This is a genomic window from Paraburkholderia terrae (assembly GCF_002902925.1).
GTDB classification, from domain to species: Bacteria; Pseudomonadota; Gammaproteobacteria; order Burkholderiales; family Burkholderiaceae; genus Paraburkholderia; species Paraburkholderia terrae.
Genome location: NZ_CP026113.1, coordinates 2,098,834 through 2,123,258, shown reverse-complemented (window position 1 = coordinate 2,123,258; position 24,425 = coordinate 2,098,834). Strand labels below are relative to the sequence as shown.

The 24,425-nt window shown below is 61.2% G+C and carries 20 protein-coding genes; 14 read left to right on the top strand and 6 right to left on the bottom strand.

The window, feature by feature from the left end:
• Positions 1-306 precede the first annotated feature (306 nt).
• Complete coding sequence (locus tag C2L65_RS39235; protein ID WP_042305192.1) at positions 307-1,452, top strand: porin; 1,146 nt, start codon at positions 307-309, stop codon at positions 1,450-1,452.
• A 158-nt stretch (positions 1,453-1,610) separates the two neighbouring features.
• Here C2L65_RS39235 and C2L65_RS39230 read toward each other — a convergent pair whose 3' ends face one another.
• Entirely contained in the window at positions 1,611-1,919 is a 309-nt protein-coding gene (locus C2L65_RS39230; protein ID WP_042305191.1) for a DUF4148 domain-containing protein, read from the bottom strand.
• 447 nt (positions 1,920-2,366) lie between these two features.
• Here C2L65_RS39230 and acuR point away from each other — a divergent pair, with 447 nt between their 5' ends.
• The 4 genes from acuR to C2L65_RS39210 all read left to right on the top strand — a co-directional run bounded on the left by acuR (position 2,367) and on the right by C2L65_RS39210 (position 6,982).
• The gene (acuR, locus tag C2L65_RS39225; protein ID WP_042305190.1) at positions 2,367-2,996 is read left to right on the top strand and encodes an acrylate utilization transcriptional regulator AcuR; all 630 of its coding nucleotides are present in this window, start codon (positions 2,367-2,369) and stop codon (positions 2,994-2,996) included.
• A gap of 108 nt (positions 2,997-3,104) precedes the next feature.
• Entirely contained in the window at positions 3,105-4,769 is a 1,665-nt protein-coding gene (locus C2L65_RS39220) for a GMC family oxidoreductase (protein WP_042305189.1), read from the top strand.
• 23 nt (positions 4,770-4,792) lie between these two features.
• A complete protein-coding gene (locus tag C2L65_RS39215; RefSeq protein ID WP_042305351.1) occupies positions 4,793-6,049 on the top strand; it encodes a CaiB/BaiF CoA transferase family protein in 1,257 nt (418 codons plus the stop codon).
• Between the two features lie 30 nt (positions 6,050-6,079).
• Complete coding sequence (locus C2L65_RS39210) at positions 6,080-6,982, top strand: enoyl-CoA hydratase (RefSeq protein WP_233446653.1); 903 nt, start codon at positions 6,080-6,082, stop codon at positions 6,980-6,982.
• A gap of 47 nt (positions 6,983-7,029) precedes the next feature.
• Here the strand turns inward: C2L65_RS39210 and C2L65_RS39205 are convergent, their stop codons facing one another.
• Entirely contained in the window at positions 7,030-7,632 is a 603-nt protein-coding gene (locus C2L65_RS39205; protein ID WP_007586853.1) for a UbiX family flavin prenyltransferase, read from the bottom strand.
• 494 nt (positions 7,633-8,126) lie between these two features.
• Between C2L65_RS39205 and C2L65_RS39200 the strand changes: the two genes are divergently transcribed.
• Positions 8,127-9,767, top strand: a complete 1,641-nt coding sequence (locus tag C2L65_RS39200) for a UbiD family decarboxylase (RefSeq protein ID WP_042305188.1) — start codon at positions 8,127-8,129, stop codon at positions 9,765-9,767.
• A 200-nt stretch (positions 9,768-9,967) separates the two neighbouring features.
• Positions 9,968-11,059 (top strand): porin, encoded by a 1,092-nt coding sequence (locus C2L65_RS39195; RefSeq protein WP_007586860.1) that lies wholly within the window; start codon positions 9,968-9,970, stop codon positions 11,057-11,059.
• A 1,094-nt stretch (positions 11,060-12,153) separates the two neighbouring features.
• Here the strand turns inward: C2L65_RS39195 and C2L65_RS39190 are convergent.
• The 3 genes from C2L65_RS39190 to C2L65_RS39180 form a co-directional block, all read right to left on the bottom strand.
• On the bottom strand, positions 12,154-12,987 hold the full coding sequence (locus tag C2L65_RS39190; RefSeq protein ID WP_081920775.1) for an ABC transporter ATP-binding protein: 834 nt from the start codon (positions 12,985-12,987) through the stop codon (positions 12,154-12,156).
• Between the two features lie 55 nt (positions 12,988-13,042).
• The gene (locus tag C2L65_RS39185) at positions 13,043-14,035 is read right to left on the bottom strand and encodes an ABC transporter substrate-binding protein (protein WP_042305187.1); all 993 of its coding nucleotides are present in this window, start codon (positions 14,033-14,035) and stop codon (positions 13,043-13,045) included.
• Between the two features lie 67 nt (positions 14,036-14,102).
• The gene (locus C2L65_RS39180) at positions 14,103-14,894 is read right to left on the bottom strand and encodes an ABC transporter permease (RefSeq protein WP_042305186.1); all 792 of its coding nucleotides are present in this window, start codon (positions 14,892-14,894) and stop codon (positions 14,103-14,105) included.
• Between the two features lie 388 nt (positions 14,895-15,282).
• Here C2L65_RS39180 and C2L65_RS39175 point away from each other — a divergent pair, with 388 nt between their 5' ends.
• The 7 genes from C2L65_RS39175 (at position 15,283) to C2L65_RS39145 (ending at position 22,777) form a co-directional block, all read left to right on the top strand.
• Positions 15,283-16,119 carry an alpha/beta fold hydrolase gene (locus tag C2L65_RS39175; protein WP_042305185.1) on the top strand — a complete coding sequence of 279 codons (837 nt, stop codon included), beginning with the start codon at positions 15,283-15,285 and terminating at the stop codon, positions 16,117-16,119.
• A 28-nt stretch (positions 16,120-16,147) separates the two neighbouring features.
• Positions 16,148-17,044 (top strand): FAD binding domain-containing protein, encoded by an 897-nt coding sequence (locus C2L65_RS39170; RefSeq protein ID WP_042305184.1) that lies wholly within the window; start codon positions 16,148-16,150, stop codon positions 17,042-17,044.
• Positions 17,044-19,359 (top strand): xanthine dehydrogenase family protein molybdopterin-binding subunit, encoded by a 2,316-nt coding sequence (locus C2L65_RS39165; protein WP_042305183.1) that lies wholly within the window; start codon positions 17,044-17,046, stop codon positions 19,357-19,359. The genes C2L65_RS39170 and C2L65_RS39165 overlap by 1 nt, the downstream gene beginning before the upstream one ends.
• Before the next feature lie 3 nt (positions 19,360-19,362).
• Entirely contained in the window at positions 19,363-19,860 is a 498-nt protein-coding gene (locus C2L65_RS39160) for a (2Fe-2S)-binding protein (protein ID WP_007744061.1), read from the top strand.
• Between the two features lie 97 nt (positions 19,861-19,957).
• Entirely contained in the window at positions 19,958-21,337 is a 1,380-nt protein-coding gene (locus tag C2L65_RS39155) for an MFS transporter (RefSeq protein WP_042305182.1), read from the top strand.
• 2 nt (positions 21,338-21,339) lie between these two features.
• Positions 21,340-21,717 carry a RidA family protein gene (locus C2L65_RS39150; RefSeq protein ID WP_007586878.1) on the top strand — a complete coding sequence of 126 codons (378 nt, stop codon included), beginning with the start codon at positions 21,340-21,342 and terminating at the stop codon, positions 21,715-21,717.
• 25 nt (positions 21,718-21,742) lie between these two features.
• Positions 21,743-22,777, top strand: a complete 1,035-nt coding sequence (locus C2L65_RS39145; RefSeq protein WP_042305181.1) for an XdhC family protein — start codon at positions 21,743-21,745, stop codon at positions 22,775-22,777.
• Positions 22,778-22,793: 16 nt separating this feature from the next.
• On the opposite strand, the gene C2L65_RS39140 is transcribed toward C2L65_RS39145, so the two are convergent.
• The gene (locus C2L65_RS39140; protein WP_042305180.1) at positions 22,794-24,422 is read right to left on the bottom strand and encodes a class I adenylate-forming enzyme family protein; all 1,629 of its coding nucleotides are present in this window, start codon (positions 24,420-24,422) and stop codon (positions 22,794-22,796) included.
• Positions 24,423-24,425 lie beyond the last annotated feature (3 nt).

Below are 24,425 nucleotides of genomic sequence, written 5' to 3'. Positions count from 1 at the left end.
TGGATGAATCATCTGACGTTATCAAGATGAAGTGACGGGACTTCGGTGTGGCTTGCGTTTGTCGACGCAATCTGCTGCCGGTCCTTTTCATTAGCTTCGCGCGGCGGCCATGCATAAATCGACGGAAAAAATCTGGTATTTCGGCCGCATAAAAACATAGATATGTTATCTGACAGTCTCCTTTCACATAAACAATTACTCGCGTCTCAAGCAGCCAGAAAGGTATTTTCCGAGGATTTGAACACCACACGCTATTGACGATTATTCACTAGACGAGGTCGATTTCTTTCAAGCAAGAGGTGTCAAATGAAACGAATCGCTGTTGTCGCAATCTCGGTGGCTGCATCGACTGCTGCGCACGCACAGAGCTCCGTGACGCTCTACGGTCTCATCGACGCAGGGCTCATGTACACAAACAACGTGGTGAAGGGCACATCGCATGGCTCCCTGTTTCAGGCGACCAGCGGCGAAATAAACGGAAGCCGATTTGGCCTTCGCGGATCTGAAGACCTTGGCGGCGGTCTGCACGCAATCTTCGTTCTGGAAAATGGCTTCAACGTGCAGAACGGTAAGCTCGCGCAAAACAGCCGGCTTTTTGGCAGACAGGCTTTCGTGGGTATCAGGAGCGACGTGTTCGGCACGTTGACATTGGGGCGTCAATACGACTTCCTGACGGACTTCGTCGCGCCATTGTCGGGTGTATCGGGAACCTTAGGCGACACCGGGTTTGCTCACCCGTTCGACAACGACAACTTCGATCACTCTTTCCGAATCAACAACGCTCTCAAATACACCAGCACCGACTACCATGGTTTCAGGTTTGGCGGCCTGTACGCTTTCTCGAACAACCAGAACTTTGCAAACAATCGTGCTTACAGCGTAGGGGCAATCTACAGTCGCGGGCCGTTGAATGTTGCGGCGGCCTATCTGCAGTTAAATGGATCGAACTCGACTACCGCGACCACGGGCGCTATCGACACAGCCGAATCGGCTGCAAACGGGACCGGCGGGTTCCAGCTTGGAGCGGAAGTACAACGCACCGCGGCGGCGGCCATCAACTATAGCTATGGTCCAACCGTTGTCGGGTTCGCCTATTCTCATAGCCAGTTCCAGGGCACACAGTCGTTTGGGTCCAACAATGGCACGCTTCGCTTCGACAACTACGATCTAAACGTGAAATATGCAATCACGCACGCGCTCGCTCTTGGCGCGTCGTACACGTACACGGACGGACACGTATCACAAACCACGACCTTCGGTGCAGATCCGAAATGGAATCAGGTTAATCTACAGGCGGTCTATTCGTTTTCGAAGCGCACGGACGTCTACGCCGAAGCGATGTACCAGCACGCAACTGGCCATGGCTACGTGGCATTTGTCAATAACTCGGGTGGCGCGTCGTCGACGGCCAATCAGGTTGTCGGCACCGTGGGTATGCGCGCACGGTTCTGATTGGGTCTCGGCGAATCAAAAAAGAGGCACAGACCTTTGAGGTCTGTGCGAAGCCGTCGACAGGGAACGCGACGGCGGAGGTGTTGTAGAACGACTCGGGCCTGCTATCGGATTCGGCAACGACCGTAGGCCCGTTTTCATATCAGGTCGCGTGCATGTTACGGACGGTTGTACATCGCGTCCCAGTCGGCCTTCGAGACGCCCGCGTGACCCGCGCCAGACGATCCGCTTGTGACGCCACCGATACCTGTCGCATTGTTCTGCGCAGCGATCTTCGCCTCGGCTGCCTGAATCTCTTCGGGATAGCTGGTGTTGTCACCATCGCCAGGATGATACCCAGCCTTTTCGAGTTGAACGAGTTCGGCGCGTACCTGCGCACGGGTGATGGGTTGGTTCGACTGGGCGAATGCGGCTACGGGGGCAGCGAGGGCAGCGGCAATAACAACGGCTTGGATGAGAGACTTCATGATAGTTACCTCCAGTATTTGGTTCGGTCTTCAAACGATCCCGTTTGCGAACCGGTGAATGCAGTGTAGGTATCCACCGGCGCAAGATTAAGGTGGATAACTGGAAAGCATTGTTGTTGGGCCTGTGCGCGCGTGTCTGTCGAATGTGCCGACGATGCTCATGTTTCGCATGGGCAGGCACCTCTCGCCCAGTGGGCGAAGGCCCGCAACGCCGTGGACGTACGAGGCAATACCGTACACATTGGCGATTTATTCCCGACGGGCAAAACTGTTGTGCCGGCAAGGAGACTAGGGCCCGGCCGGAGGCCGGACGAGGACTCGGCAGTGTCGGCGGACCGCGCGGCAGCGTGCGCAACGAGTCAAGCATGACCGTTCGTACCATCGACGCCGCCACTGTTTTCATCTGTGCGCTTGAATTTCTGAGACGATCGGTCTAATATCCGCTACATGAACACGCCGACCATTCCACGCCGCCGAGGGCGCCCCCCGAAGGAGCTTGCAGGCTATAGCGAGACCCGCGAGTCGCTGCTGCGGGCCGGCGTTGCCGTGCTGACGGAAAAAGGCTTTTCGTCCACCGGTATCGAAGAGATCCTGCGTAATGCCGATGTGCCGAAGGGCTCGTTCTATCATTTCTTTGCCAGCAAGGAAGCGTTCGGGCTGGAACTGATCGACCGATATGCGGCGTACTTCGCGAAGAAACTGGACCGCATTCTGACGAATGAAAGAAGGTCGCCGCTTGAACGGTTGCACGACTTCGTCATGGACGCTGAGGCGGGCATGCGGCGTTATCGCTTCAAGCGCGGATGTCTGGTCGGCAATCTTGGACAAGAGATGGGCGTGCTACCCGAAGGCTACCGCGAGCGTCTGCGTGAGGTATTCATAGACTGGGAAGCACGAACGGCGCGATGCCTGCTCGAAGCGCGAGCGGCCGGCGAGATCCCGCGCAAAACCGATTGTGCGAGCGTAGCCGCATTTTTCTGGATTGGTTGGGAAGGGGCTGTGCTCAGGGCGAAACTCGACGGTAACCCTGCGGCACTGCGCACGTTCGCGAACGGTTTTTTCGCCTCACTGAAGTAAGCCAAATTTTTTTGCCTTTTTATAGACGATCGGTCTAATTATGTCGTCAGCGTCGATGGTGGTTGAGCCTAGTTCGTATAGCTAAACGTTTTCGATGGTGGTCGCGAGATGGAAAGCAAGACATTTGATTATGTTGTTATCGGAGCTGGATCTGCCGGGAGTCTGCTGGCAAATCGACTGAGCGCCGACAAGACCAGAAATGTTCTCCTGGTCGAAGCAGGCGGTGCCGACGATTACATGTGGATTCACATTCCCGTCGGTTACCTCTACTGCATCGGCAATCCGCGTACGGACTGGCAATTCCGTACTGAGCCGGACAAGGGACTCAATGGGCGGCAGATACTCTATCCGCGTGGCAAAACGCTGGGAGGCTGTTCGAGTATCAACGGCATGATCTACATGCGTGGCCAGGCGCGTGACTACGACCACTGGGCCGAATTGACGGGGAATCCCGAATGGACCTGGGATAACTCGCTGAAGGACTTCATGGCGCATGAAGACTTTTACAAGCTCCACCCCGAACAGCGCGGTCTGCTCAACGGCAATGCGGCCTCCATTGCAAAAGTGCATGCGAGCGGTGGCGAGTGGCGTGTCGAAAAGCAGCGTCTTAAGTGGGATATCCTGGATGCGTTCAGCAAAGCGGCGGCGCAGGCGGGCATTCCCTTCATCGACGACTTCAATACCGGCGACAACTTCGGCGTCGGCTACTTCGACGTCACGCAAAAAAACGGCTGGCGATGGAACACGTCGAAGGCATTTCTGCGTCCGATCAAACACCGGTCAAACCTCACCACGTGGACGAACGCCCGCGTGAAGAAACTCACGATCGTGCGTGACGAAAGCGGCGGGCTGCGCTGCACGGGCGCGGAGATTGTTCGCGATGGCGAGCTTGTTTCGGTGAATGCGGCACGCGAAGTGGTACTGAGCGCGGGCGCGATCGGATCGCCCCATATTCTGCAGCACTCGGGTATTGGACTCGCGTCTCACCTGAAGAAGCACGGCGTTGACATCATTCAAAACACACCGGGCGTTGGCGCGAACTTGCAGGACCATCTGCAGATTCGCGCGGTGTACAAGGTTGAAAATTGCGAGACGCTGAATGTGCTTGCGTCGAGCATGCTCGGCAAGGCGAAGATCGGCCTTGAATACGCACTGCACCGGACGGGCCCGATGAGCATGGCGCCGTCTCAGTTGGGAGCCTTTGCACGTAGCGATCCGTCAAGGAGGCACGCGAATCTCGAGTATCACGTGCAACCGTTGAGCCTCGACGCGTTCGGTCAACCGCTGCACACGTTCCCGGCGTTCACGGCCAGTGTTGCGAACCTGAACCCGACCAGCAGGGGGACGGTTCAAATCAGGAGCGGCAATTTCGAAGATGCGCCCGCTATAGCCCCGAACTATCTCAGTACCGAGGAAGACCGAAAAGTCGCTGTGGATAGCCTTCGCCTGACGCGACGCATCGCAAGCCAGTCCGCCCTCGCAGCGTACAAGCCGCAAGAGTACAAGCCGGGTCCGCAATATCAGTCGGACGAGGAACTCGAAAACCTGGCGCGAGAGATTGCTACCACGATTTTTCACCCCGTCGGTACCGTGAAGATGGGCAATCTCGCAGATCCTAATGTTGTCGTCGACAGCCATCTTCGTGTGCGCGGCGTAGCCGGGCTGCGGGTGGTGGACGCAAGCGTGATGCCGACGATCACCAGCGGCAACACGAGTTGCCCCACGATGATGATCGCCGAAAAAGCTTCGGCCTGGATTCAGAAAGGCATTTGATTCAACGCAACCAGGAGGTGCTTGTGCCTGAGAACAAGACTGGGGTAAAGAAGCGTTTGCCCCTTGAAGGAATCACCGTTATCGATTTCTCGCGTGTGCTGTCGGGTCCCTATTGCGCGATGATGCTTGCCGATCTGGGCGCGCGCGTCATCAAGATCGAACGTGTGGGTACGGGAGACGACACGCGTGCGTTCGGCCCGTTCGTCGACGGGGAGTCGGCGTACTTCATGTGCTTCAACCGCGGAAAGGAAAGTATCGCGCTTGATTTCAAATCTCCACGTGACCGCGAACTGCTCGACCGGTTGCTGGATCACGCCGACGTCGTGGTCGAAAACTTTCGGCCCGGCGTGATGGACCGGCTTGGCTACGGCGCGGAGCAGCTGGCAAGAACGCACCCGCATATCGTCTATGCGTCGATTTCGGGCTTCGGCCATACCGGGCCGTACAAGGATTTGCCTGGCTATGACACGGTGGTGCAGGCGATGGGCGGCGTCATGAGCCTGACAGGTTGGCCCGGATCGCAGCCCGCACGTGTGGGCACGGCGCTGGGCGATCTCGGCGCCGCGCTTTTTGCCGCGATCGGCATTCTCGCAGGGCTTTACAAGCGCTCGCGGGATGCGCAGGGCACGCACGTGGATATCTCGATGCTCGATTGCCAAGCCGCGTTGATGGAAACCGCGTTTGCCCGGTTCGACGTGGAAGGCAAGGTGCCATCCCGGTTCGGTGACGCGCATCCGTCGCTGGCGCCATTCGAAAGTTTCGCGGCGCAGGATGATCGATTCATCATTGCTGCGGGCAACGACCAGCTCTTTCTGTTGATGGCGGATGCCTTCGGCGTGCCGGAAGTGGCACTCGACCCGCGATTCCTCACCAACGATCTTCGCGTCCAGAACCGGCCCGCGATGATCGAGGCGATCGAGCGCATCACCCGCACCGCACCCGTCAGCGTCTGGCTCGACAAGCTGAACGAGGCTGGCGTGCCATGTGGACCGATCAACACGATCGACAAGGTCATCGAACACCCGCAACTGCTCTCGCGCAACATGTTCATTCATGTCCAGGGCGAGTCGGAGCGGAAGGTAAAGACGGCCGGCAACCCAATCAAGATGAGTACTTCGCCCGATGAGGATGTGACGGTGGTCAGGAGAGCGCCGGCGGTGGACGAGCACCGGGAGGCGATTCTGGCCGAATTGATGGCTTCGTCGGGCGCCTACGCGTCGCAGGCTGATTCGCAATCAGATGACAGTGAACCGAAGCGCTCCGCAAATCTCGCAGCATGACACCGCAAACTTGAACTGACAGGTGAAACAATGTCGACCGAAGTTCCCGCAGTACGTGGCGCATCCGCCAGGCAAAGCAAAATGGAAGTGATCGAAACGAATACCGGACCCGCTGCTGGGGGCGTGAATGCAGATAGCGGTAAAGGCACATCGGATAGCGATACGTACGAAACCATCAAGATCGATCGAAGAGAGCGCGTTGGACTCATCACGCTATATCGTCCAAAGCAGTTGAATGCGCTCAACGTGCAGATGTCGCGCGAAGTGCTCGCAGCGTTGAGCGCGTTTGACAAAGACGAAGGAATTGGCGCGATCGTCATCACGGGCAATGCGCGTGCGTTTGCGGCAGGTGCCGACATCGAGGAAATGGCCGGGAAGACCTTTGCCGAATGGCACGCGAACGACCTTTTCGCCGAGTGGGACCGCATTCGAACGATCTCGAAACCGATCATCGCGGCGGTTGGCGGCTATGCGCTGGGCGGCGGATGCGAGCTGGCGATGGCATGCGACTTTATCATCGCGGCCGATGATGCCCAATTCGGGCAACCGGAGATCAAGCTCGGGATCTTGCCCGGTATTGGCGGTTCTCAGCGTTTGGCCCGCGCCGTTGGCAAGTCGCTGGCAATGGACCTGATTCTCACCGGCAGAAACTTGCGTGCCGACGAGGCATATGCAGCCGGCCTCGTGGCGCGGGTGGTTCCGTCAACCGAGTTACTGCAAACCGCGCTGGAGGCGGCGCATACCATCGCTGGGTACAACCTGCCTGCGGTGCGGCTTGCGAAAGAGGCGGTCAATCGGGCGTTCGAGACGCCTCTGAATGAAGGTGTGCTGCACGAGCGCCGACTCTTTCACGCTGCGTTTGCCACCGAAGGACAAAAGGAAGGCATGTTTGCATTTCTCGCCAAGCGCGCTCCCGTCTTCCGCCATCGATAGCGTCCGACTACGGGAACGAACGAGGATGCCATCCCCGTTCGAGCTCGTCATCCATTCGCGACGCTGACAAGCCGATGGGTGAACTCGCCTGTCCAGCGCTTGACTGTACCCGTATCGATATCGAACAGATCGAGCACACGTCCGAGCGTGTGATCGATCATCGATTCGAGACTGTCGGGCCGCGCGTAGAACGCAGGCACGGGCGGATAGATAATGGCGCCCGCTTCCGTGACGGCCGTCATGTTGCGCAGATGCCCGAGATGCAGCGGCGTCTCGCGCGCCATCAGAACAACCCGCTTACGCTCCTTGAGCATCACATCCGCGGCGCGCGACAACAGCGAACCCGTGTTGCCCGTCGCGATCTCCGCGAGCGTCTTCATCGAACAGGGCGCGACGACCATGCCGTCCACGCGAAACGAACCGCTCGAAATGGCGGCGCCGATATCGGCATTCGGATAGTGTTCGTGAGCCAGCGCCTGCACGTCGGCTGTGCGCAGATCCGTTTCATACGCTAGCGTCATCTGGGCCGAGCGACTCATGACGAGATGCGATTCCACATTCAGCTCGCGCAGCATCTCTAGCAGCCGGACGCCGTAGATCACGCCTGAAGCGCCGCTGATTCCCACCACGATACGTTTGCGTCGTTCCATATCTATCGTCTCTCGTTGAACCTGTGCCGCGCATGCGTGTGCCGCTTCGCGATGCATCGTATGCCGTGCGCCCATCAACACGAAAACATGTGCGCGACAGGCGGCATACGCCTCCATGAAGATTGAATGACGCGCCGATGCGCTTCAAACGAAATCTGTTCATGCGTGGCATGAAGCCTTTTCATCGTCTGGACGCGCATGCGGCCTATGACGCCGCGCTCTGCCACGGATGAAATCCGTTCATGGCGCACATGAGAAATCACCGTTTGCGAGGGGACAGGTTCTGGCTCAGTCTGCGCTCACAGTCCCGCATGTCATGCCGCGCGACTCGTCAAGCAGCGTCTGCCGAACAGCGGTACTTGTCTGCCGCCGTGCTGCCCGGGCACCTCATGTGACGGCGACCCTTGCTCGACTCACACCATGCAATCCGACAGGCGAATCCGTGAGGCTGGCCGGTTTGCGATGCATTCCCCTTGATCATTAACCGGACAACCATGAAAAATTTCCCTTCCTTCCAGACACACTTGCAGGCCTTGGAAGAAAAAGGTCTCGTCATCCACGTCCATCGCGAGATCAACAAGGACACCGAGTTGCATCCGCTCGTGCGTTGGCAGTTGCGCGGCGGCATTCCCGAATCGGATCGCAAGGCCTTCGTATTCCATAACGTCGTCGACAGCAAGGGACGCCGGTTCGAACTGCCTGTCGTCGTTGGCGCGCTGTCGATCAACCGGGAGGTGTATTCGATCGGTATGGGCGTACCCGTCGACGAAATTGGCAAGAAGTGGCAGTACGCGAAGGGGCACCCGATCGATCCCGTCACCGTGGATGAAGCGCCGTGCCAGGAAGTGTGTTTCATCGGTGACGATCTCGACGTCGACGGACAGGGTCTCGAACATCTGCCGATTCCGATTTCGACGCCGGGCTTCGACAACGCGCCGTACACGACCTGCTCGCAATACATCTCCGTCGATCCGGAGAACGGCATCCAGAACATGGGCACGTATCGCGGGCAGATCAAGGGCAAGCGTCGGGTCGGCTGCAATCCGTCGATTGAAATGGGGCAGGGCATTTATCAGCATTGGCTCAAATACAAGGCCATGGGCAAACCGATGCCCGCCGCACTGGTGATTGGCGGGCATCCGGCCGTGTCGTTCTGTTCCGTGCAGAAGCTGCCGATCGACGTGGACGAACTCGGCGTGGCGGGCGCGATTCTTGGCGAGCCGCTGCGCGTCGTGAAGTGCAAGACCAATGATCTACTCGTGCCCGCCGACGCCGAGATCGTGATTGAAGGTTTCGTTCCGACGGATACGCTCGAACCGGAAGGTCCGTTCGGCGAGTCGCACGGACACGTGAACCTGCAGGAATTCAATCCGTACATGAACGTCACGGCGATTACGCGCCGCAAGAATGCGCACCTTGTGTCGATCATCAGCCAGGTGACACCGAGCGAAAGCTCGCTGGTGAAGAAAGTTGCGTTCGAGCCGCTGTTCCTCGATCACCTGCGCAACTCGCTGCGTATTTCCAGCGTGGAAAAGGTCGTGATGCACGAGCCACTCACGAATCTGCGCAAGCTCGTGATTGTCGTCTTCAGCGAGAAGGCCACTGAAACGGAGATCTGGCGCGCGCTAATGGGCGCTGCCTCGCTACAGCCCGCCGTCGGCAAGCTGGTCGTGGCCGTCAGCAACGACATCAACCCGGAGAACAGCGACGCAATCTTCTGGTCGATGAGCTACCGGATGAATGCAATCAAGGACGTGCAGATCCTGCATGGGCGTGACACGGGGCATGGCCCGCGCACGTCGGGCGCGCAGCGCGGCGACGACGCCGTGGACGGCGTGATTCTGATGAATGCGACGCGCAAGGAGAAACTGCCGCCGTTGTCGCTGCCGACCAAGCCTTACATGGAAAACGCAAAGGCGATCTGGGAAGAGCTGGGCTTGCCGGCGCTGCGTCCGGAATGGCCGTGGTACGGCGTGTCGATGGGCGACTGGGACGAGCGCAACGAAGCGATGGCGCAGCGCGCGGTGAACAGCGAGTACTTCAAGACGGGTGAAGAACAGACGCGTCAACGCGTGGGTCCCGAATGGATCAACAAGGACTCGGACTGGTACTTCGAGGAAAAGAAGGACATGTAAGCGGCCGCTGAAAGCGGTCCTGCCAGAGCAGCATCAGCGGAGCGTCTCGCGTGGGTGTCGATGATTTGCCGACAGGAACGGACAGAACATCGAACGGCAGTACACGCGGGACGCTGACGCACATCCACGGTGGACGGCGCGGGAAGCGTCACGTCCCGCACGTCCCGCCACATGAATACAACGACATTGATGGAGGAGATATGGACGAAAAAGGAGGAGTAGTTTCCGCGGCGCGCATAAGCAGCCTGAGGCGTTCGCTGACAGCGTTGACTTTGCTTGGACTTTCGGGCGGCGCGGTTCATGCGCAGAGCAGCGTCACGTTGTATGGGTCTCTGGATGGCGGGTTACGGAATCTCGTGAACGGAACCAAGTCAGGGGGCGCTGCGCTATCGATGGCGTCCAACGGCGTTTACAACTCGAACCGCTGGGGCTTCGAAGGCAAGGAGGACATCGGCGGTGGCTATTATGTGCGCTTCAATCTGGAAGCGGGCTACGTGCTGTCGACGGGGGCGAACAACAATACGAGTAATCAGCTCTTTCAGCGCACATCGACAGTGGGGTTTGGCGGGCCATTCGGCCAGATCGACATGGGGCGTCAGTTCACGCTGCAGCATTATCTGATCAAGGATTTCGAGCCGTTCGACTTTCATTACCTGAGCATTACTGAATCGACGGCGGTTTCGGGTGGTAACACGGGCCGCGACGATAACGATATCAACTATCGTGGTGTTTTCGGGCCTTGGGTGATTCGTGGGGAATATGCGCTCGGTGGCGTGCCGGGTAGTGCAGCGCATGGCTCGACGTTGGCGGGTGGCGTGAATTACCGCACGCAACTGTTCAAGCTGGGCGCTGGCTATACGCACAAGTCCAATCCATTGTCGGCTACGTCGAGTCAGTACTTCAGCAACGATCAGTACACCGCGGGTGGGACGGTAACGGTCGGGCCCGTCGATGTGATGGCCGGGTATTCGCTGAATTTGCAGGACGTTCCGGCTAGCGTGCATAGCATGACGCGGAATCAGTATTTATGGGGTGGGGTGCGGTTTCAGATGACGCCTTTCTTTAACGTGACCGCGGCTTATTATGACAACAAGAACAAGACGAATGGAGTGGACGGCAGAAAGGATGTCGCTATTCTTGGGGTGAGTTATTTGCTCTCGAAGCGCACTGAGCTTTATGCGGATATCGACTATACGCATTTCACGGGTGTGTATGTGACGAATGCGACCTTGAATCCGTCTCAGCATGAGAAGCAGACGGGTGTTTCGTTTGGTATTAATCACTGGTTCTAGGGGTTGCGCTGGCGCGCTTGGGTTTTGGGGTTTTTGGGGCGGCGCGCTGGCAGTGGGGCTTGTGTCTTTGTGGCGCGGGTTTTGCCGTTCGGTGTGCTTGCGTTTTCGCTGGCATCCGCGCTTTGCCTTCGCGGCGCGGTCGGTTTGGTTGTTCTAGCCTTTGCGCTGGCATCCGCGATTCGTTAGCGTGCTTCAGGCGTCGCCCCTGTGCGGGGCGGCACCTACTTTTCTTTGCCGCCGCAAAGAAAAGTAGGCAAAAGAAAGCGGCTCACACCGCCAGTTCTAGTTTTTGCCTGAGGGCCCCCAGAGGTTCTTACACTTCACGCGGCAACCACGTGACCCACGTTCGTTGCCAGCGCTCTTGCGGTGCGCCTCACCCGCTTCACACTCCCGCACTAAAGCACGCCATGCCAGCTATTCCACCGCCGCCCAGGTGGCAAACTGTGTGTAGGCCGTAGTGCCTCGCACGCCTCACTTCGGACCCGATAGCGCGCGCATACCTCCATGTAAGAGCGCCACGCTATACGACTCGACAACCTACACACAGTTTGCCACCTGGGCGGCACATACCATTCGCTGCCGCTAGCACGTGTGCGGGTATTCGAAGCGGGTGAGGCGTTCATTCGAAGCGTTGGCAACGAGCACCGACCAGGGCACTGTCGTGTGAAGCGTGGGGACGTTGGGGGCCCGTGGATAAGAACACGGGCTGGCGGTGTGAGCCGCTTTCTTTTGCCTACTTTTCTTTGCGGCGGCAAAGAAAAGTAGGTGCCGCCCCGCACAGGGGCGACGCGTGAAGGGGTAAGTCATCACGCGGATGCCCGCGCAAAGGCCAAAACACCGAACGGCGATGCATGAAGCGCGAAGACAAAACGCGGATGCCCGCGCAAAGGCCAAAACACCGAACGGCGACGCATGAAGCGCGAAGACAAAACGCGGATGCCCGCGCAAAGGCCAAAACACCGAATGGCGACGCATGAAACGCGAATGAAAAACGCGGATGCTAGCGAAAAAAGCAAACCGACCGATCAGCGACACCCGCGCCGCGAAAGACAGAGACGCCCATAGCGTCGCAGACAAAAAACCAAAACCGAACCTCAATGCTCGTCCAACGACCCCTGCGCATTGAAATGCGCCCGAATAGTCTTGGTGTAATGCAAAAAAGCGGGCGTAGCCATAACCTCTAACGACCTCGCCCGAGGCAACTCAATATCATAAATCGCAGCAATAGCCCCCGGCCGCTCCGACATCACCAAAACCCGATCAGAAAGAAACACCGCTTCCGGAATACTATGCGTAATCAAAAGCACAGTCTTCTTCGACTCCAACCAGATCCGCTGCAACTCCATATTCATACTTTCTCGCGTCATCGCATCGAGCGCGCCGAACGGCTCATCCATCAACAGCACAGCCGGCTCGTGCAGCAGCGCGCGACAGATAGAAACCCGCTGCTGCATGCCACCCGACAACTGCCACGGGTATTTCTCCTCGAATCCACCAAGCCCCGCCATGGCAATCAGCTTCATCGCCTTCTCGCGCGCCTCGCGCTTCGGCATACGCCGCATCTCAGCCTGCAGCAAGATATTGTCCAGCACATTCCGCCATGCCAGCAACACAGCACTCTGAAACACAATCCCGACATTCTTCTGCGGCCCGCGAATCGGCTGCCCCGACAGCGTCATCGTCCCAGACGAAATCTCTTCAAGCCCCGCGACCATCTTCAACAAGGTACTCTTGCCGCATCCAGACGGCCCCACGATCGACACGAACTCCTGCTCGCGGATCTCGAAGTCGAGCGGCCTGAGCGCCTGCATCATCCCCTGCGCGCTGCGGTAGCTCTTGGTGACGCCGCGTAACTCGATCAGTGGTTTCGCAGGCATCGGTGCGGACGATCGGTAATGCTTTTCATCAAGCTTCAGTACAGTGGTCATAGCGGGGCCGGTTTCAGATGAACAATAGGGAAGGGCGCGATGGTTCAGGCGCGGCTCAGGGAACGAATGCACCCGTGTAGTACTTCGCGGGCACGTTCGCCGACGGATCGAGCTTGCTGTACTGCACGATCGAGGCCACCGAATCGTTGATGTTCTTCGTACTGACGTGGAAGATCGGCGCCTGCTCGGTGTCTGGCGTGCGGTAGAACGGAATCGTCGCCTTGAGCGTGCGAATCATCGTGTCGCGCGAGCCAGCTGCGGGCAGTGTCTTCAGCAATGCATCGACGGCGGCAGCAGGGTCCTTCTCGCTGTCGTTCACCGCCTTCGCGGTCGCGCGCATGAAGCGCTTGAGCAGGTCGGCGTTGTCCTTGATCATGTCGTCGCGCGCGATGATGCTCAGCGTCGCGACATTCACGTTGTAGTCGGCAAAAAGTATTGCGCGCGCCGGCTTCTTCGTGGCCTGCTCGACGGAGATGAGAGGAATGGTCGCAAAGCCGACGAGCAGATCGGCCTGGCCCGTAATGACCGCGTTGATGGTGGTCTGCGGGTTGCCCGTGATGGTCTTGAAGTCGGAATCCTTCAGGCCGACCTTGTTCATGAACATCGTCCAGAGCTGCGACGATGCATCGCCCGGCGCGACGGCCACGGTTTTACCCTTGATGTCCTGCGGTGTCTTGATGTTCTTTTCCGCAAGGCCGACCACGGAGGTCGGGTTCTCCTGCATCAGCACACCAATTGCCTTGACGGGCGCACCCATCGCGGCCACTTTCACCATCGTGCTGAAGTCGGCGTAGCCGATGTCGACGTTGTGCGTCGCGACGGCCTGCACGGTCGGCCCCGAGCCGTGTCCTTCCATCAGCTTCAGATCGATGCCTTCGGCGTCGTAGTAGCCCTTCACCTTGCCGAGGTAGAACGGTGCCACGGCGCCGTTGACCGTGTAGTTGAGCATCATCGTCAGCGAGTCTTTGGCATAGGCCGCCGTGCTGCCGCAACAGATCGCCGCAATGCTCAGCGCGGCTGCCATGCGCGATAACCTTCTGGACTTCATGTCGTCTCCTGCCTGGTTTTAATTGGGTATTCGAAGCGCGCGGGGTACAACACCCGCAACACTCGCATCACGCGCGGCCGAGTGAGCGCGTGCGGTGCGACGCATGCCAGGGAATCGCAATGCGCTCCAGCATGTCGATCGCGACGAACAGCAGCGCCCCGATCACCGACAGCACCACGAGCGCGGAGAAGATCAGCGGCTGGTCGAAGTTGCCGTTCGCGCGCTGCAGCACGAAGCCGAGGCCCGAGTTCGCGCCGACGAACTCGCCGACCACGGCGCCCACCACGGCGAGCGTGATCGATACCTTCATGCTGGAGAAGATCGACGGCAGTGCATGCGGCAGGCTGATCTTGAAGAACGTCTTCACAGGCGAGCTGCCCATCGACTTCGCGAGATCAATCAGGTCTTTCTCGACAGACTTGAAACCCATCACCGTCGATACGACCACGGGAAAGAAGCCGAGCAGAAACGCTACCAATATGCGCGGAAAGAGACCGAACCCGAACCACACGACGAAAAGCGGCGCAATCGCCACTTTCGGAATGCTCTGCGAGAACACGACGAGCGGATACAGATAGCTTTCTATTACCGGCGACGCTGCAACCAGCATCGCAATCGGCACGCCGATCAGCACCGACAGTGCAAAGCCGCCGAGCGTTGCGTAAAGCGTCGGCAGCGACTCCTGCAGCAGCATCGACCATTGCGTTGCGATCTGACGCATGATCGCTTCGGGCGTCGGTACGAGGTACGGCGGGATCTTGAAGATGCGTATCACGAGATCCCACACGACGAGTATCGCCACGATCAGCAGCAGCGGACGGACCCACTGCGAGTTCAGCACTTTCCTGGTGAAGTTCACGGCATTCGACCTTACTGGTTGAGAGGCGGATAGAGAACCACGGGAGCGCGGACTCGCGCAGCGCGTGGCCATGGAACGGCACGCTCTGGCAGCAAGATTGACGGCGAGCCAGGCGACGGGCAAACGCTAATTGTTCATGCCGCACATGAGAGAAATTCATCCCCACGCCACATGCGATGCACACAGGCGGATCGCTGCACATGGCTTAGAACGCCCGTTCGCAGCCAATGAATACTTTTCATGCGTTGCATGAAAGATCGTCGTTTGCCGCGTCATCCGCCAGCCAGCAATATCCCTCTGCGAGTTCGGAGAGCCGGACACCAGCCCATTCCCGACAGCATTTCGTAGCACCTCATTCGATAGCACCTGACAGCCTGCGGAGCACGCAATGAATCAACCGATCAGTCCCGATGTCGTCTCGTCCCACGTCACCGTGCGGGACGGCACGCGCATCGGCTACAACCTCTATGGCGGAAAAGAAAACACGGTGCGCGTGGTCCTCGTGCATTCGCTCGCGATGGACCGTCACTTCTGGACGCCCGTCGTCGAGCGGCTGATGCCGCGCGCGGCCGTGCTCGCCATCGATGCACGCGGCCACGGCGCATCGGACAAGCCGGCCGGCCCGTACACCGTGTCGCTGTTGGCGCAGGACGTGTACGACGTGGTGCGCGCCACGGACTTTCGCAACGTGCTGATCGCGGGTGCGTCGATGGGCGGCTGCGTCGCGCTGGAGTTCGCCGCGACCTATCCCGATACGATTGCCGCGGGTCTGATCGACACGACCGCGTGGTATGGCGAGACCGCGCCACAAGACTGGGACGCGCGCGCCCAGAAGGCGGAAGCGGGCGGCCTCGCACCGCTCGTCGAGTTCCAGACGACGCGCTGGTTCAGCGACGCCTTTCGCGCCGAACATCCCGACGTCGTGCAGCGCTGTGTCGATACGTTCTTGCGCAACGAAGTCGCGCCGTTCGCCGCGACGGGCCGCATGCTTGGCTCGTTCGACGGGCGTGCGTTGATGCGCGACGTGCGCGTGCCGACCTGCGTGATCGTCGGAGAAGAAGACTACGCGGCGACGCCCGCGATGGCGCGCGCGCTGCACGAAGGTATCGCCGGTTCAACCTTCACGGAAATCCCGCAGGCGCGGCACCTCACGCCGCTCGAGACGCCGGATATCGTGGCCCGCGAACTGCACGCGCTGCTCGATCGCGCCGGCTGCGCGCGCTAGGCCCATTCAGAAACAAGGAGTGCATTAGATGATTCCGTTTGAGCTCGCCAGGCCCCGCTCGCTGAACGAAGCGATCGCGCTGCTCGATCCGGAAGACCCGGATATCCGCCCGGTCGGCGGCGGCACGGCGGTGATGTTGATGATGAAAGCGGGCGTGCTGCGGCCGACGCGCCTCGTCAGCCTCCGCGATATCGAGCCGCAATACGCGCAGGTTCGTGCCGGCGCGAACGGCGAGCTGCATATCGGCGGGCTCACGCGCCTCGCGACGCTCGAACATTCACCGCTCGTGAAGGAAGGCTGGCCGCTGCTGTCGCGCACGTTGCGCACGCTGTCGAACGTGCGGGTGCGTAACGTCGCGACGATCGGCGGCAATCTCGGTCACGCCGATCCGCACATGGACATGCCGCCCGTGCTGACGTCGCTCGGCGCGCGCGTGACGATCACCGGTCCGAACGGCGAGCGCACGGTGCCCGTCGAAGAACTGTGTACAGGCTACTACGAGACAGTGCTGGCCCGCGACGAGCTGATCTCCGAAGTGATCGTGCCGCCGCAAGCAGGACGTCCCGCCGCCTATATGAAGGTCACGACGCGCGCGGCACACGACTGGCCCGCGCTTGGCGTCGCTGTCGTGCTGGACATGAAGGGGCGGCAGATCGATCGCGCGAGCGTGATCGTCGGCGCGGCGACGGACCGTCCGACGCGGCTCACGCAAGCCGAGACGCTGCTGCGCGGCGCCTCGCCCGACGATTCCGCGATCCTGCGCGACGCGGGCGAAGCGGGCGCGGCGCAACTCGACATCGTTGGCGACCCTCACGGCTCGGCGAGCTACAAGAAGCAATTGCTGAAGGTCTATCTGGGCCGCGCGGTACGCACGGCGCTCGCCGCCGCAGAAGGCCGCGCTGCCCCATTCGAGGGTCATGCCTGATGAAGATTGAAACGACGCTGGAAGAACAGCCAGCACAAAAACAGGTGGGCCGCGCGTTGAACCGGCTCGAAGCGCGCTCGAAGGTGACGGGCCGCGCGGAGTACATCCACAATCTCGTGCTGCCGCGCATGCTGTACGGCAAGATCTTTCGCAGCACGGTTGCGCACGGCAGGATCGTCAGCATCGACACGAGCGCTGCGCGCGAGCTGGAAGGCGTGTTCGCCGTCTACACGGGCGAGGACGTCAAAAAGGTGATACCCGAGCCGTATTTCGGCCCGGCATTTCACGACCAGCCGATTCTCGCGCTGGAAAAGGTGCGCTATATCGGCGAGGCCGTGGCCGTCGTGCTCGCGGCGGATCCGCATATCGCCGAAGAAGCGACGCATCTGATCATGGCCGAGTACGAAGAACTGCCTGCCGTGTTCAACGAGGTCGAGGCCGCGCAATCGGACGTGCTGGTACACGATTTTCTGCGCCCGGCGGGCACGTTCCCCGATCTGAAGCATCTGGCGGGACGCAAGGGCACGAATGTCGCGCTCGATTTCCAGTTGCGGCGCGGTGATGTCGACGCTGCCTTCACGCAAGCGGCGCGTGTGTTCGAGGACACGTTCACGACGCAGCAGGTCATGCACACGCCGCTCGAGCCGATGGTGTCGCTTGCAGAGCCCGATCTCGGCTCGGGTATGTTAACGGTGCATACGGCATCGCAAAGCCCGTCATTCGTGCGCATCGAGATTGCGCGCCTGCTCGGCTGGGACGAGAACCGCGTGCGTGTGAAGTCGGGCCTGCTGGGCGGCGGCTTCGGCGCGAAGCTGTACATCAAGCTCGAAGCGCTCGTGGTCGCGCTGGCGTTGTTGTCGCGGCGCGCGGTGAAAATATCGCTGACGATGGAAGAGCAGTTCTTCACGATCACCAAGCACGCCACCACCTTCCGCATGAAAACGGCCGTGAACGAAGCGGGCCAGATTACCGCGCGCAAGTGCGAAGTGTGGTGGAACGGCGGCGCGTATGCCGATATCGGGCCGCGGGTCACGCAGAAGTCAGGCTTCACCGCGTCGGGTCCGTACGATATCGAGAACGTGTGGATCGATTCGTATCAGGTGTACACGAATCTTCCGCCTGCAGGCGCGTTTCGCGGCTTTGGCATTCCGCAGATGGTGTGGGCGTACGAGAGTCACGCCGACATGATCGCGCGCGCACTGCGCATCGATCCGCTCGAATTCCGCCGCCGCAACATTCTGCACGAAGGGCGTCCGCATGCGACGGGCACGCCGATGCACGATGCCGCGATCGATCTCGTGCTCGAACGCGTCGCGCAGCGCATGAACTGGAGCGCGCCGTTCGAGCGCGGCACGGGCACGCTGCTGCGCGGGCGAGGCATCGGCATCGGCTTCAAGGCGCTGGTTGCGCCTACAACGTCGGTCGCGATGGTGAGCCTCGCGGGCGACGGCAGTTGCACGGTCTATTCGAGCACGGTCGACATGGGCCAGGCGTCGGAGACCGCGATCGCGCTGATGGCGGGCGACGTGCTGGGTATTCCCGCCGAACGCATCAAGGTGATGCGCCCCGACACCGACGTCACGCCGTACGACATGGCGACGCTCGGCTCGCGCTCGACCTTCCATATGGGCCACGCGGTGCGTCTCGCCGCCGAGGACGCGAACCGCAAGCTCGCCGAACTCGCCGACGAACTGGGCTTGCCGCCCGTGCCCGCGATTCGCGCGGGCGAACTGCTGCGCCGCAAGTACGGGATGCAGGCGGGGAATATCGTCGGTATTGGCAGCTTCATTCCCAGCTACAAATCGCCGGCGCACGAGACGGGGCAATCGGAAAACATCACGCCGAACTGGATGGTGGGCGGCTGCGGCGTCGAAGTCGAAGTGGATACGGAGACGGGGCATTTCAGGCTGCTGCGCTTCGAGAATGTGGTCGATTGCGGCACGCCCATCAATCCGAAGGTCGTCGATACGCAGATTTCCGGCGCGGCCATCATGCAACTCGGTATCACGCTTTTCGAGCGGATGGAGTTCGATGAAGTGGGGCAACTGCGCAATGCGTCGTTTGCCGAATACAAGATTCCGGGCATCCACGACATTCCGGCCAGGATTGGCCGCGAAACCGTCGATTCCGTGCAGCACAACGGGCCGTTCGGCGCGAAGGGCGTCGGCGAAAGCGCGACGTTCGGCGTGGCGTCGGCGATTGCCGAAGCGATCGAGGATGCCGTCGGCGTGCGGCTCAAGTCGCTGCCGCTCACGCCCGAGAGTGTCTACCGCGCGTTGCGCGCCGCGTGCAACGAACCGCTATCCGAGGAATAATTCATGAGTGCCACTTCCATCACGATTCATTTCACGCTGAACGGCGAGCGGGTGAGCGCCGAGATCGAGCCGCATCACACCATTCTCGAGGTGCTGCGCCAGCAGTTCGCGCTGTACGGCGCGCGCGAGAGCTGCGGACAAGGCTTGTGCGGCTGCTGCACGGTGATCGTCAACGGCGAGAGCGTATCGGGGTGTCTGTATCTCGCGGCGATGGCCGACGGCGGTGAGGTCAGCACGGTCGAACATCTGGATGCGGACGGCGAGCTCGATGTCGTGCAGCAGGCTTTCATCGAATGCGGCGCGTTTCAGTGCGGCTTCTGCACGTCAGGCTTTATTCTGATGAGCCGTCAGCTGCTGGATCGCAATCCCGATCCGACGGAAGCCGAGATCAGGCATTTTTTGTCGGGTAATCTGTGCCGTTGCGCGGCGTATCCCGAGATCATCGAGGCAGTGAAGCTCGCTGCGAGGATGCGCAAGTCGGCGGGTGCTGTGCCGGCGTAACGCGCCACGCGGCTACTGCACCACATAAGAACGATTGCTTCGCGTGAGGTGGGAGCTAACTCCCATCCACAGCCTGGCATGGGACAGGAGACGGTCGATGCAGCAACCCCTGGAGGAGACGTCCGGCGGCGTGCGCGTGCAGGCACGCGACGCCGACGCGAACGTCGTGTGGTATCGCTCGATCAACCGCCAGCAATGGAGCGCGCTCGCCGCGTCCAATCTCGGCTGGTTCTTCGACGGCTATGAGACGTATGCGCTGGTGCTTACCGTAGGCGTCGCGCTCGGCCAGTTGCTCGAGCCGGCCGCGCACGCGCAGATTCCGTTCTATGCGGGGCTCGTGATCGCGCTGACGCTGCTCGGCTGGGGCATCGGCGGCCTCGTCGGCGGCATACTGACCGACTACATCGGCCGCAAGCGGATGATGATGCTCGCGATTCTCGCCTACTCGCTCACGACGGGTCTGAGCGCGTTCGCGTGGGACTGGACGTCGTTCGCGGCACTGCGCTTTATCGTTGGCCTCGCGATGGGCTCCGAGTGGGCGACGGGCACGGCGATGACCGCCGAAATCTGGCCCGACCGGCATCGCGGCAAAGGCGCCGGACTCATGCAGTGCGGACTCGGGATGGGCTTTTTCATCGCGTCGCTGATATGGCTTTTCATGAGCGGCACGGGCGATCACGCGTGGCGCTACATGTATCTGATCGGCGTGCTGCCCGGGCTCGCGACGCTGTGGATGCGCGCGGGCATTCCCGAATCGACGCAGTGGGAGCGCGTACACGCGCAGCGCAAGGCCACGCGCGAACGCAAGAAAGCGGGCGCGTCGCTCGACGACCGTGAACAGGCGCTCGCGCGCTTCACGCTGAGCGATCTGCTCGCCGACCCGAAGCTGCGTCGCAGAACGTGGATCGCAGTGTTGATGTCGCTCAGCACGACGCTCGGCTGGTGGGGCATTTCGACGTGGGTGCCGCCTTATATCGGCGCGGTGGCGGCGCACGCAGGCCTGCGTGCCGACCAGTGGGCCAGCTTCGCGGGCATGGCCTACAACGTTGGCGCGATTGCGGGCTATATCGGCCTCGGTTTTCTCGCTGACGCCTACGGACGCAAGCGCATCACTTGCCTGTTCTTCGCGATGGCGTTCATCATCACGCCCGTGCTCTTCATGTGGACGCACGATGTCGCGTTGCTGCTCGCGGTCGCCTGCGTGTCGGGCTTCTTCAGCCTCGGCCAGTACACGTGGATGCCGACGTGGCTGCCGGAACTCTATCCGACGCGCGTGCGCGGCACGGCGATCGCGTTGTGTTTCAATGTTCCGCGTTTTCTCGCATGGACGGGGCCGCTCGTCGCCGGCACGCTGATCGCCCGCTTCGGCGGCTATGGTCATGCGGCCGTCACGGTCGGCTTCATCTATCTCGTCGGTCTGGTGCTCGCGCCATGGCTGCCGGAGACGCGCGGCAAACCCTTACCCGAACAGGTCTGACAATGAACTTTATTTTCACCGAGAAGGCGCCGTCCCCGGGCGGTCACTATTCACAAGCCACGCAGGCAGGCGGCTTCACGTTCGTCTCGGGCATGCTGCCCGGACCCGGCGTCGCCACCGACGGTCCCGACAATTTCGAGCGCCAGGTGCGCGCGACGCTCGCACACTGCCGGAACGTGCTCGAGGAAGCGGGCTGCGGACTGACAGACGTCGTGCAATGCACGGCGTATATCGTCGATGTGAAGAACTGGCCGGAATTCAACCGCCTGTACGCGGAGTATTTCGGCGCGCACAAGCCTGCACGCGCCGTCGTGCCCGTGCCCGAACTGCATCATGGCTTTCTCGTCGAGTTGCAGATGGTCGCGTATCGCGCCGCCTGAACGGGGCGGCTTGACGGAGGAGACGATGGACAGCATCGACGTGACCGTGCTGCATCACGCCGTCGACTGGCTCAAGGCGGGACGACGCGTCGCGCTCGTGACGGTGACGCGCACGTGGGGTTCGAGCCCACGGCCCGTCGGCGCGTGGCTCGCGATGCGCGACGATGGCGTGGTGAGCGGGTCGGTATCGGGCGGCTGCATCGAAGACGATCTGATGGAGCGCGCCCGTGCGCAGATACTGACGGGCGAGCGGCCCGAAGTCGTGACCTATGGCGTCAGCGCAGAGGAAGCGCGGCGCTTCGGCCTGCCGTGCGGCGGCACGATGCAACTGGTGATCGAGCCGCTGGCGGGGGATGCGTCGCTGACAGCGATGATCGAACTGCGCGATCAGATCGCGGACGGCAATCTGATCGCGCGCGAGCTGGATCTTGCGAGCGGGCGCGCGCGGCTGCGCCACGCATTGCCCGACGAGCAATTGCGCTTCGACGGTAAGACGCTGGTGAGCGTGCATGGTCCGCGCTATCGGTTGCTCATCATCGGCGCGGGCGACCTGTCGCGCTTCCTGGCCGTCATCGCAAGCGGGCTCGGTTATCAGGTGACCGTGTGCGATCCGCGCGAGGAATACGCCGATGCGTGGTCGATGCCGGGCGTGCGCATCGTGCGGACCATGCCCGATGACACGGTGCTCGACATGCGTCTCGACGGGCACAGCGCCGTGGTTGCGTTGACGCACGACCCGAAGCTCGATGATCTCGCGCTGATCGATGCCCTGCAGACCGACGCGTTCTACGTCGCGGCAATCGGCTCGCGCCGCAACAGCGACGCGCGGCGCGAACGGCTCAGGCTGTTCGAGCTGAACGACGCGCAACTGGCGCGGCTGCATGGCCCGGCGGGTATCTATATCGGCAGCAGGACGCCGCCGGAAATCGCGGTGTCGATTGCAGCGGAAATGACGGCCGCGCGGAATGGCGTGAGGCTGCCGCATTCGCTGGAGGTCGCGCAGGCGAAGCGCGAACTGGAACCGGGCGCGTTGTGTCCGGTGCTGGCCGAGGCGCACTGAACCGGGCGCGGCGCGCCTATTCGCACTCCGGTTCGGACAGATCGCGCCGCGAATTGACGATCTGCCACCACTGCTGACGCAGCGCGTCGCGCAGGATCTTGCCGCGTGCGCTGCGCGGCAGCGCTGCGATCACGAAGACTTCCTTCGGTAACTTCTCTCGCGCGAGACGCTCGCGGCAATGCGCGCGCAACGCTTTTCCATCCGGCGCGGCGCCCGGCTGCGCGACCACGAAGCACACGGTTTCCTGTCCGTACACGGGGTCGGGCACACCCAGCGCCGCGACGTCCTGGACCTGCGGATGCGCGCGCATCACGTCTTCGATTTCCTGCGGCACGATCTTGACGCCGCCGCGAATGATGAGGTCGTCCATGCGGGCGGCCATGCGCACGAAGCCTTGCGCGTCACGCGCGGCGATATCGCGGGTGAACAGCGGCGTGCCGCGTATCGGCAGCAGCGAGCCGTCGCGTTGCAACACGCCGAGCGCGAGCTTCGCGCCGTTCACCACGACCTGGCCTTCGACTTCGGGGCCGCACGAGACGCCTTCGGGATCGACGATATCGAACGCGATGTGCGCGGCCGGATAGCCGACCGTGCCGATCTTGCGCCGCTGTAGCCGGTTGCCGCACATCCATCCCGCTTCCGACGATCCATACAGGTTCAGGATGCGGATGCCGTACAACTGTTCGAATCGACGCCACTGAACGGGCGACAGCGGCGCCGTGCTGCATGTCATCGCGCGCAGCGAGGCGAAGGTGCCGGCAGGCATGTCGAGTGGCGCTTCGAGCAGCATATTGAGCACCGTCGGCACGCCCGCGCACACCGTGACTTGCTGCTCGCGAATCCAGTCGCCGAAACGGCTGCGCGAGAAACGCCGCGCGACGCACAGCGTCGAGCCGAGTTGCAGAAAGGGAATGAAGCTGAGTATCTGCGCGGAGTACCAGTCGAATGAACGGTATTCGAGCATGCGGTCGTCGCGGCTCAGGCCGAGCAGGTCGATGCTGTCGAGTCCGTTGAGCCAGTAGCACGCGTGGTCGTAGACGACGATCTTCGGAATGCCCGTCGTGCCCGACGTGCAGCACATCGACGCGATATCGCTCGCGTCGGATACGGTTGCGGCGTCTGGCAAAGGCGTCGTGTCGAGCGACTGTGTATCGCCCGGCTTGAGGGCGAGGGTGATTGAATCGTCGCCGCGAATAGCGCGCACTCGATCCGGCAATGTCCATGAAGCAAAGCGCACCACACGCACATGCGCGCCCGCGACGTCCGTATTGGCCGCGTCGTCCGGAAACACGACGAGGTCAGGCTGAATTGTGTCGAGCAGCTTGCGCGCCGTCTCGTGGCCGATGAAGAGCACGTCGAGCGGACATACGATTGCGCCAAGGCGCCACGCGCCGAGCCACAGCAGCAGCTTGTCGGGCGCCTCACAGTCGGCGAGCACGACGCGCGTGCCCTTCGTTACGCCGCGCTGCGCGAGTTGCCGGGCGATCGCGTCGACGGCTTGCGCAAGCTGTTCGAAGCTCATGCTGACCTGCCCGTCGACATCCACGATCGCGGGCTTGTCAGGCGTTTCCAGCCGGTGCTGTTCGAGCAGAGCGGCAACGGTGCGCCAGGTCGGGTCGGCTACGGGTTGACGGGCGCTCGACATGAA

What these genes read in the sequence shown, in the direction of transcription:
- C2L65_RS39235 (WP_042305192.1), top strand. Translation starts at nt 307, where the DNA reads ATGAAACGAATCGCTGTTGTCGCAATCTCGGTGGCTGCATCGACTGCT.
- C2L65_RS39230 (WP_042305191.1), bottom strand. Translation starts at nt 1,919, where the DNA reads ATGAAGTCTCTCATCCAAGCCGTTGTTATTGCCGCTGCCCTCGCTGCC.
- acuR (WP_042305190.1), top strand. Translation starts at nt 2,367, where the DNA reads ATGAACACGCCGACCATTCCACGCCGCCGAGGGCGCCCCCCGAAGGAG.
- C2L65_RS39220 (WP_042305189.1), top strand. Translation starts at nt 3,105, where the DNA reads ATGGAAAGCAAGACATTTGATTATGTTGTTATCGGAGCTGGATCTGCC.
- C2L65_RS39210 (WP_233446653.1), top strand. Translation starts at nt 6,080, where the DNA reads ATGTCGACCGAAGTTCCCGCAGTACGTGGCGCATCCGCCAGGCAAAGC.
- C2L65_RS39205 (WP_007586853.1), bottom strand. Translation starts at nt 7,632, where the DNA reads ATGGAACGACGCAAACGTATCGTGGTGGGAATCAGCGGCGCTTCAGGC.
- C2L65_RS39200 (WP_042305188.1), top strand. Translation starts at nt 8,127, where the DNA reads ATGAAAAATTTCCCTTCCTTCCAGACACACTTGCAGGCCTTGGAAGAA.
- C2L65_RS39195 (WP_007586860.1), top strand. Translation starts at nt 9,968, where the DNA reads ATGGACGAAAAAGGAGGAGTAGTTTCCGCGGCGCGCATAAGCAGCCTG.
- C2L65_RS39190 (WP_081920775.1), bottom strand. Translation starts at nt 12,987, where the DNA reads ATGACCACTGTACTGAAGCTTGATGAAAAGCATTACCGATCGTCCGCA.
- C2L65_RS39185 (WP_042305187.1), bottom strand. Translation starts at nt 14,035, where the DNA reads ATGAAGTCCAGAAGGTTATCGCGCATGGCAGCCGCGCTGAGCATTGCG.
- C2L65_RS39175 (WP_042305185.1), top strand. Translation starts at nt 15,283, where the DNA reads ATGAATCAACCGATCAGTCCCGATGTCGTCTCGTCCCACGTCACCGTG.
- C2L65_RS39170 (WP_042305184.1), top strand. Translation starts at nt 16,148, where the DNA reads ATGATTCCGTTTGAGCTCGCCAGGCCCCGCTCGCTGAACGAAGCGATC.
- C2L65_RS39165 (WP_042305183.1), top strand. Translation starts at nt 17,044, where the DNA reads ATGAAGATTGAAACGACGCTGGAAGAACAGCCAGCACAAAAACAGGTG.
- C2L65_RS39160 (WP_007744061.1), top strand. Translation starts at nt 19,363, where the DNA reads ATGAGTGCCACTTCCATCACGATTCATTTCACGCTGAACGGCGAGCGG.
- C2L65_RS39155 (WP_042305182.1), top strand. Translation starts at nt 19,958, where the DNA reads ATGCAGCAACCCCTGGAGGAGACGTCCGGCGGCGTGCGCGTGCAGGCA.
- C2L65_RS39150 (WP_007586878.1), top strand. Translation starts at nt 21,340, where the DNA reads ATGAACTTTATTTTCACCGAGAAGGCGCCGTCCCCGGGCGGTCACTAT.
- C2L65_RS39145 (WP_042305181.1), top strand. Translation starts at nt 21,743, where the DNA reads ATGGACAGCATCGACGTGACCGTGCTGCATCACGCCGTCGACTGGCTC.
- C2L65_RS39140 (WP_042305180.1), bottom strand. Translation starts at nt 24,422, where the DNA reads ATGTCGAGCGCCCGTCAACCCGTAGCCGACCCGACCTGGCGCACCGTT.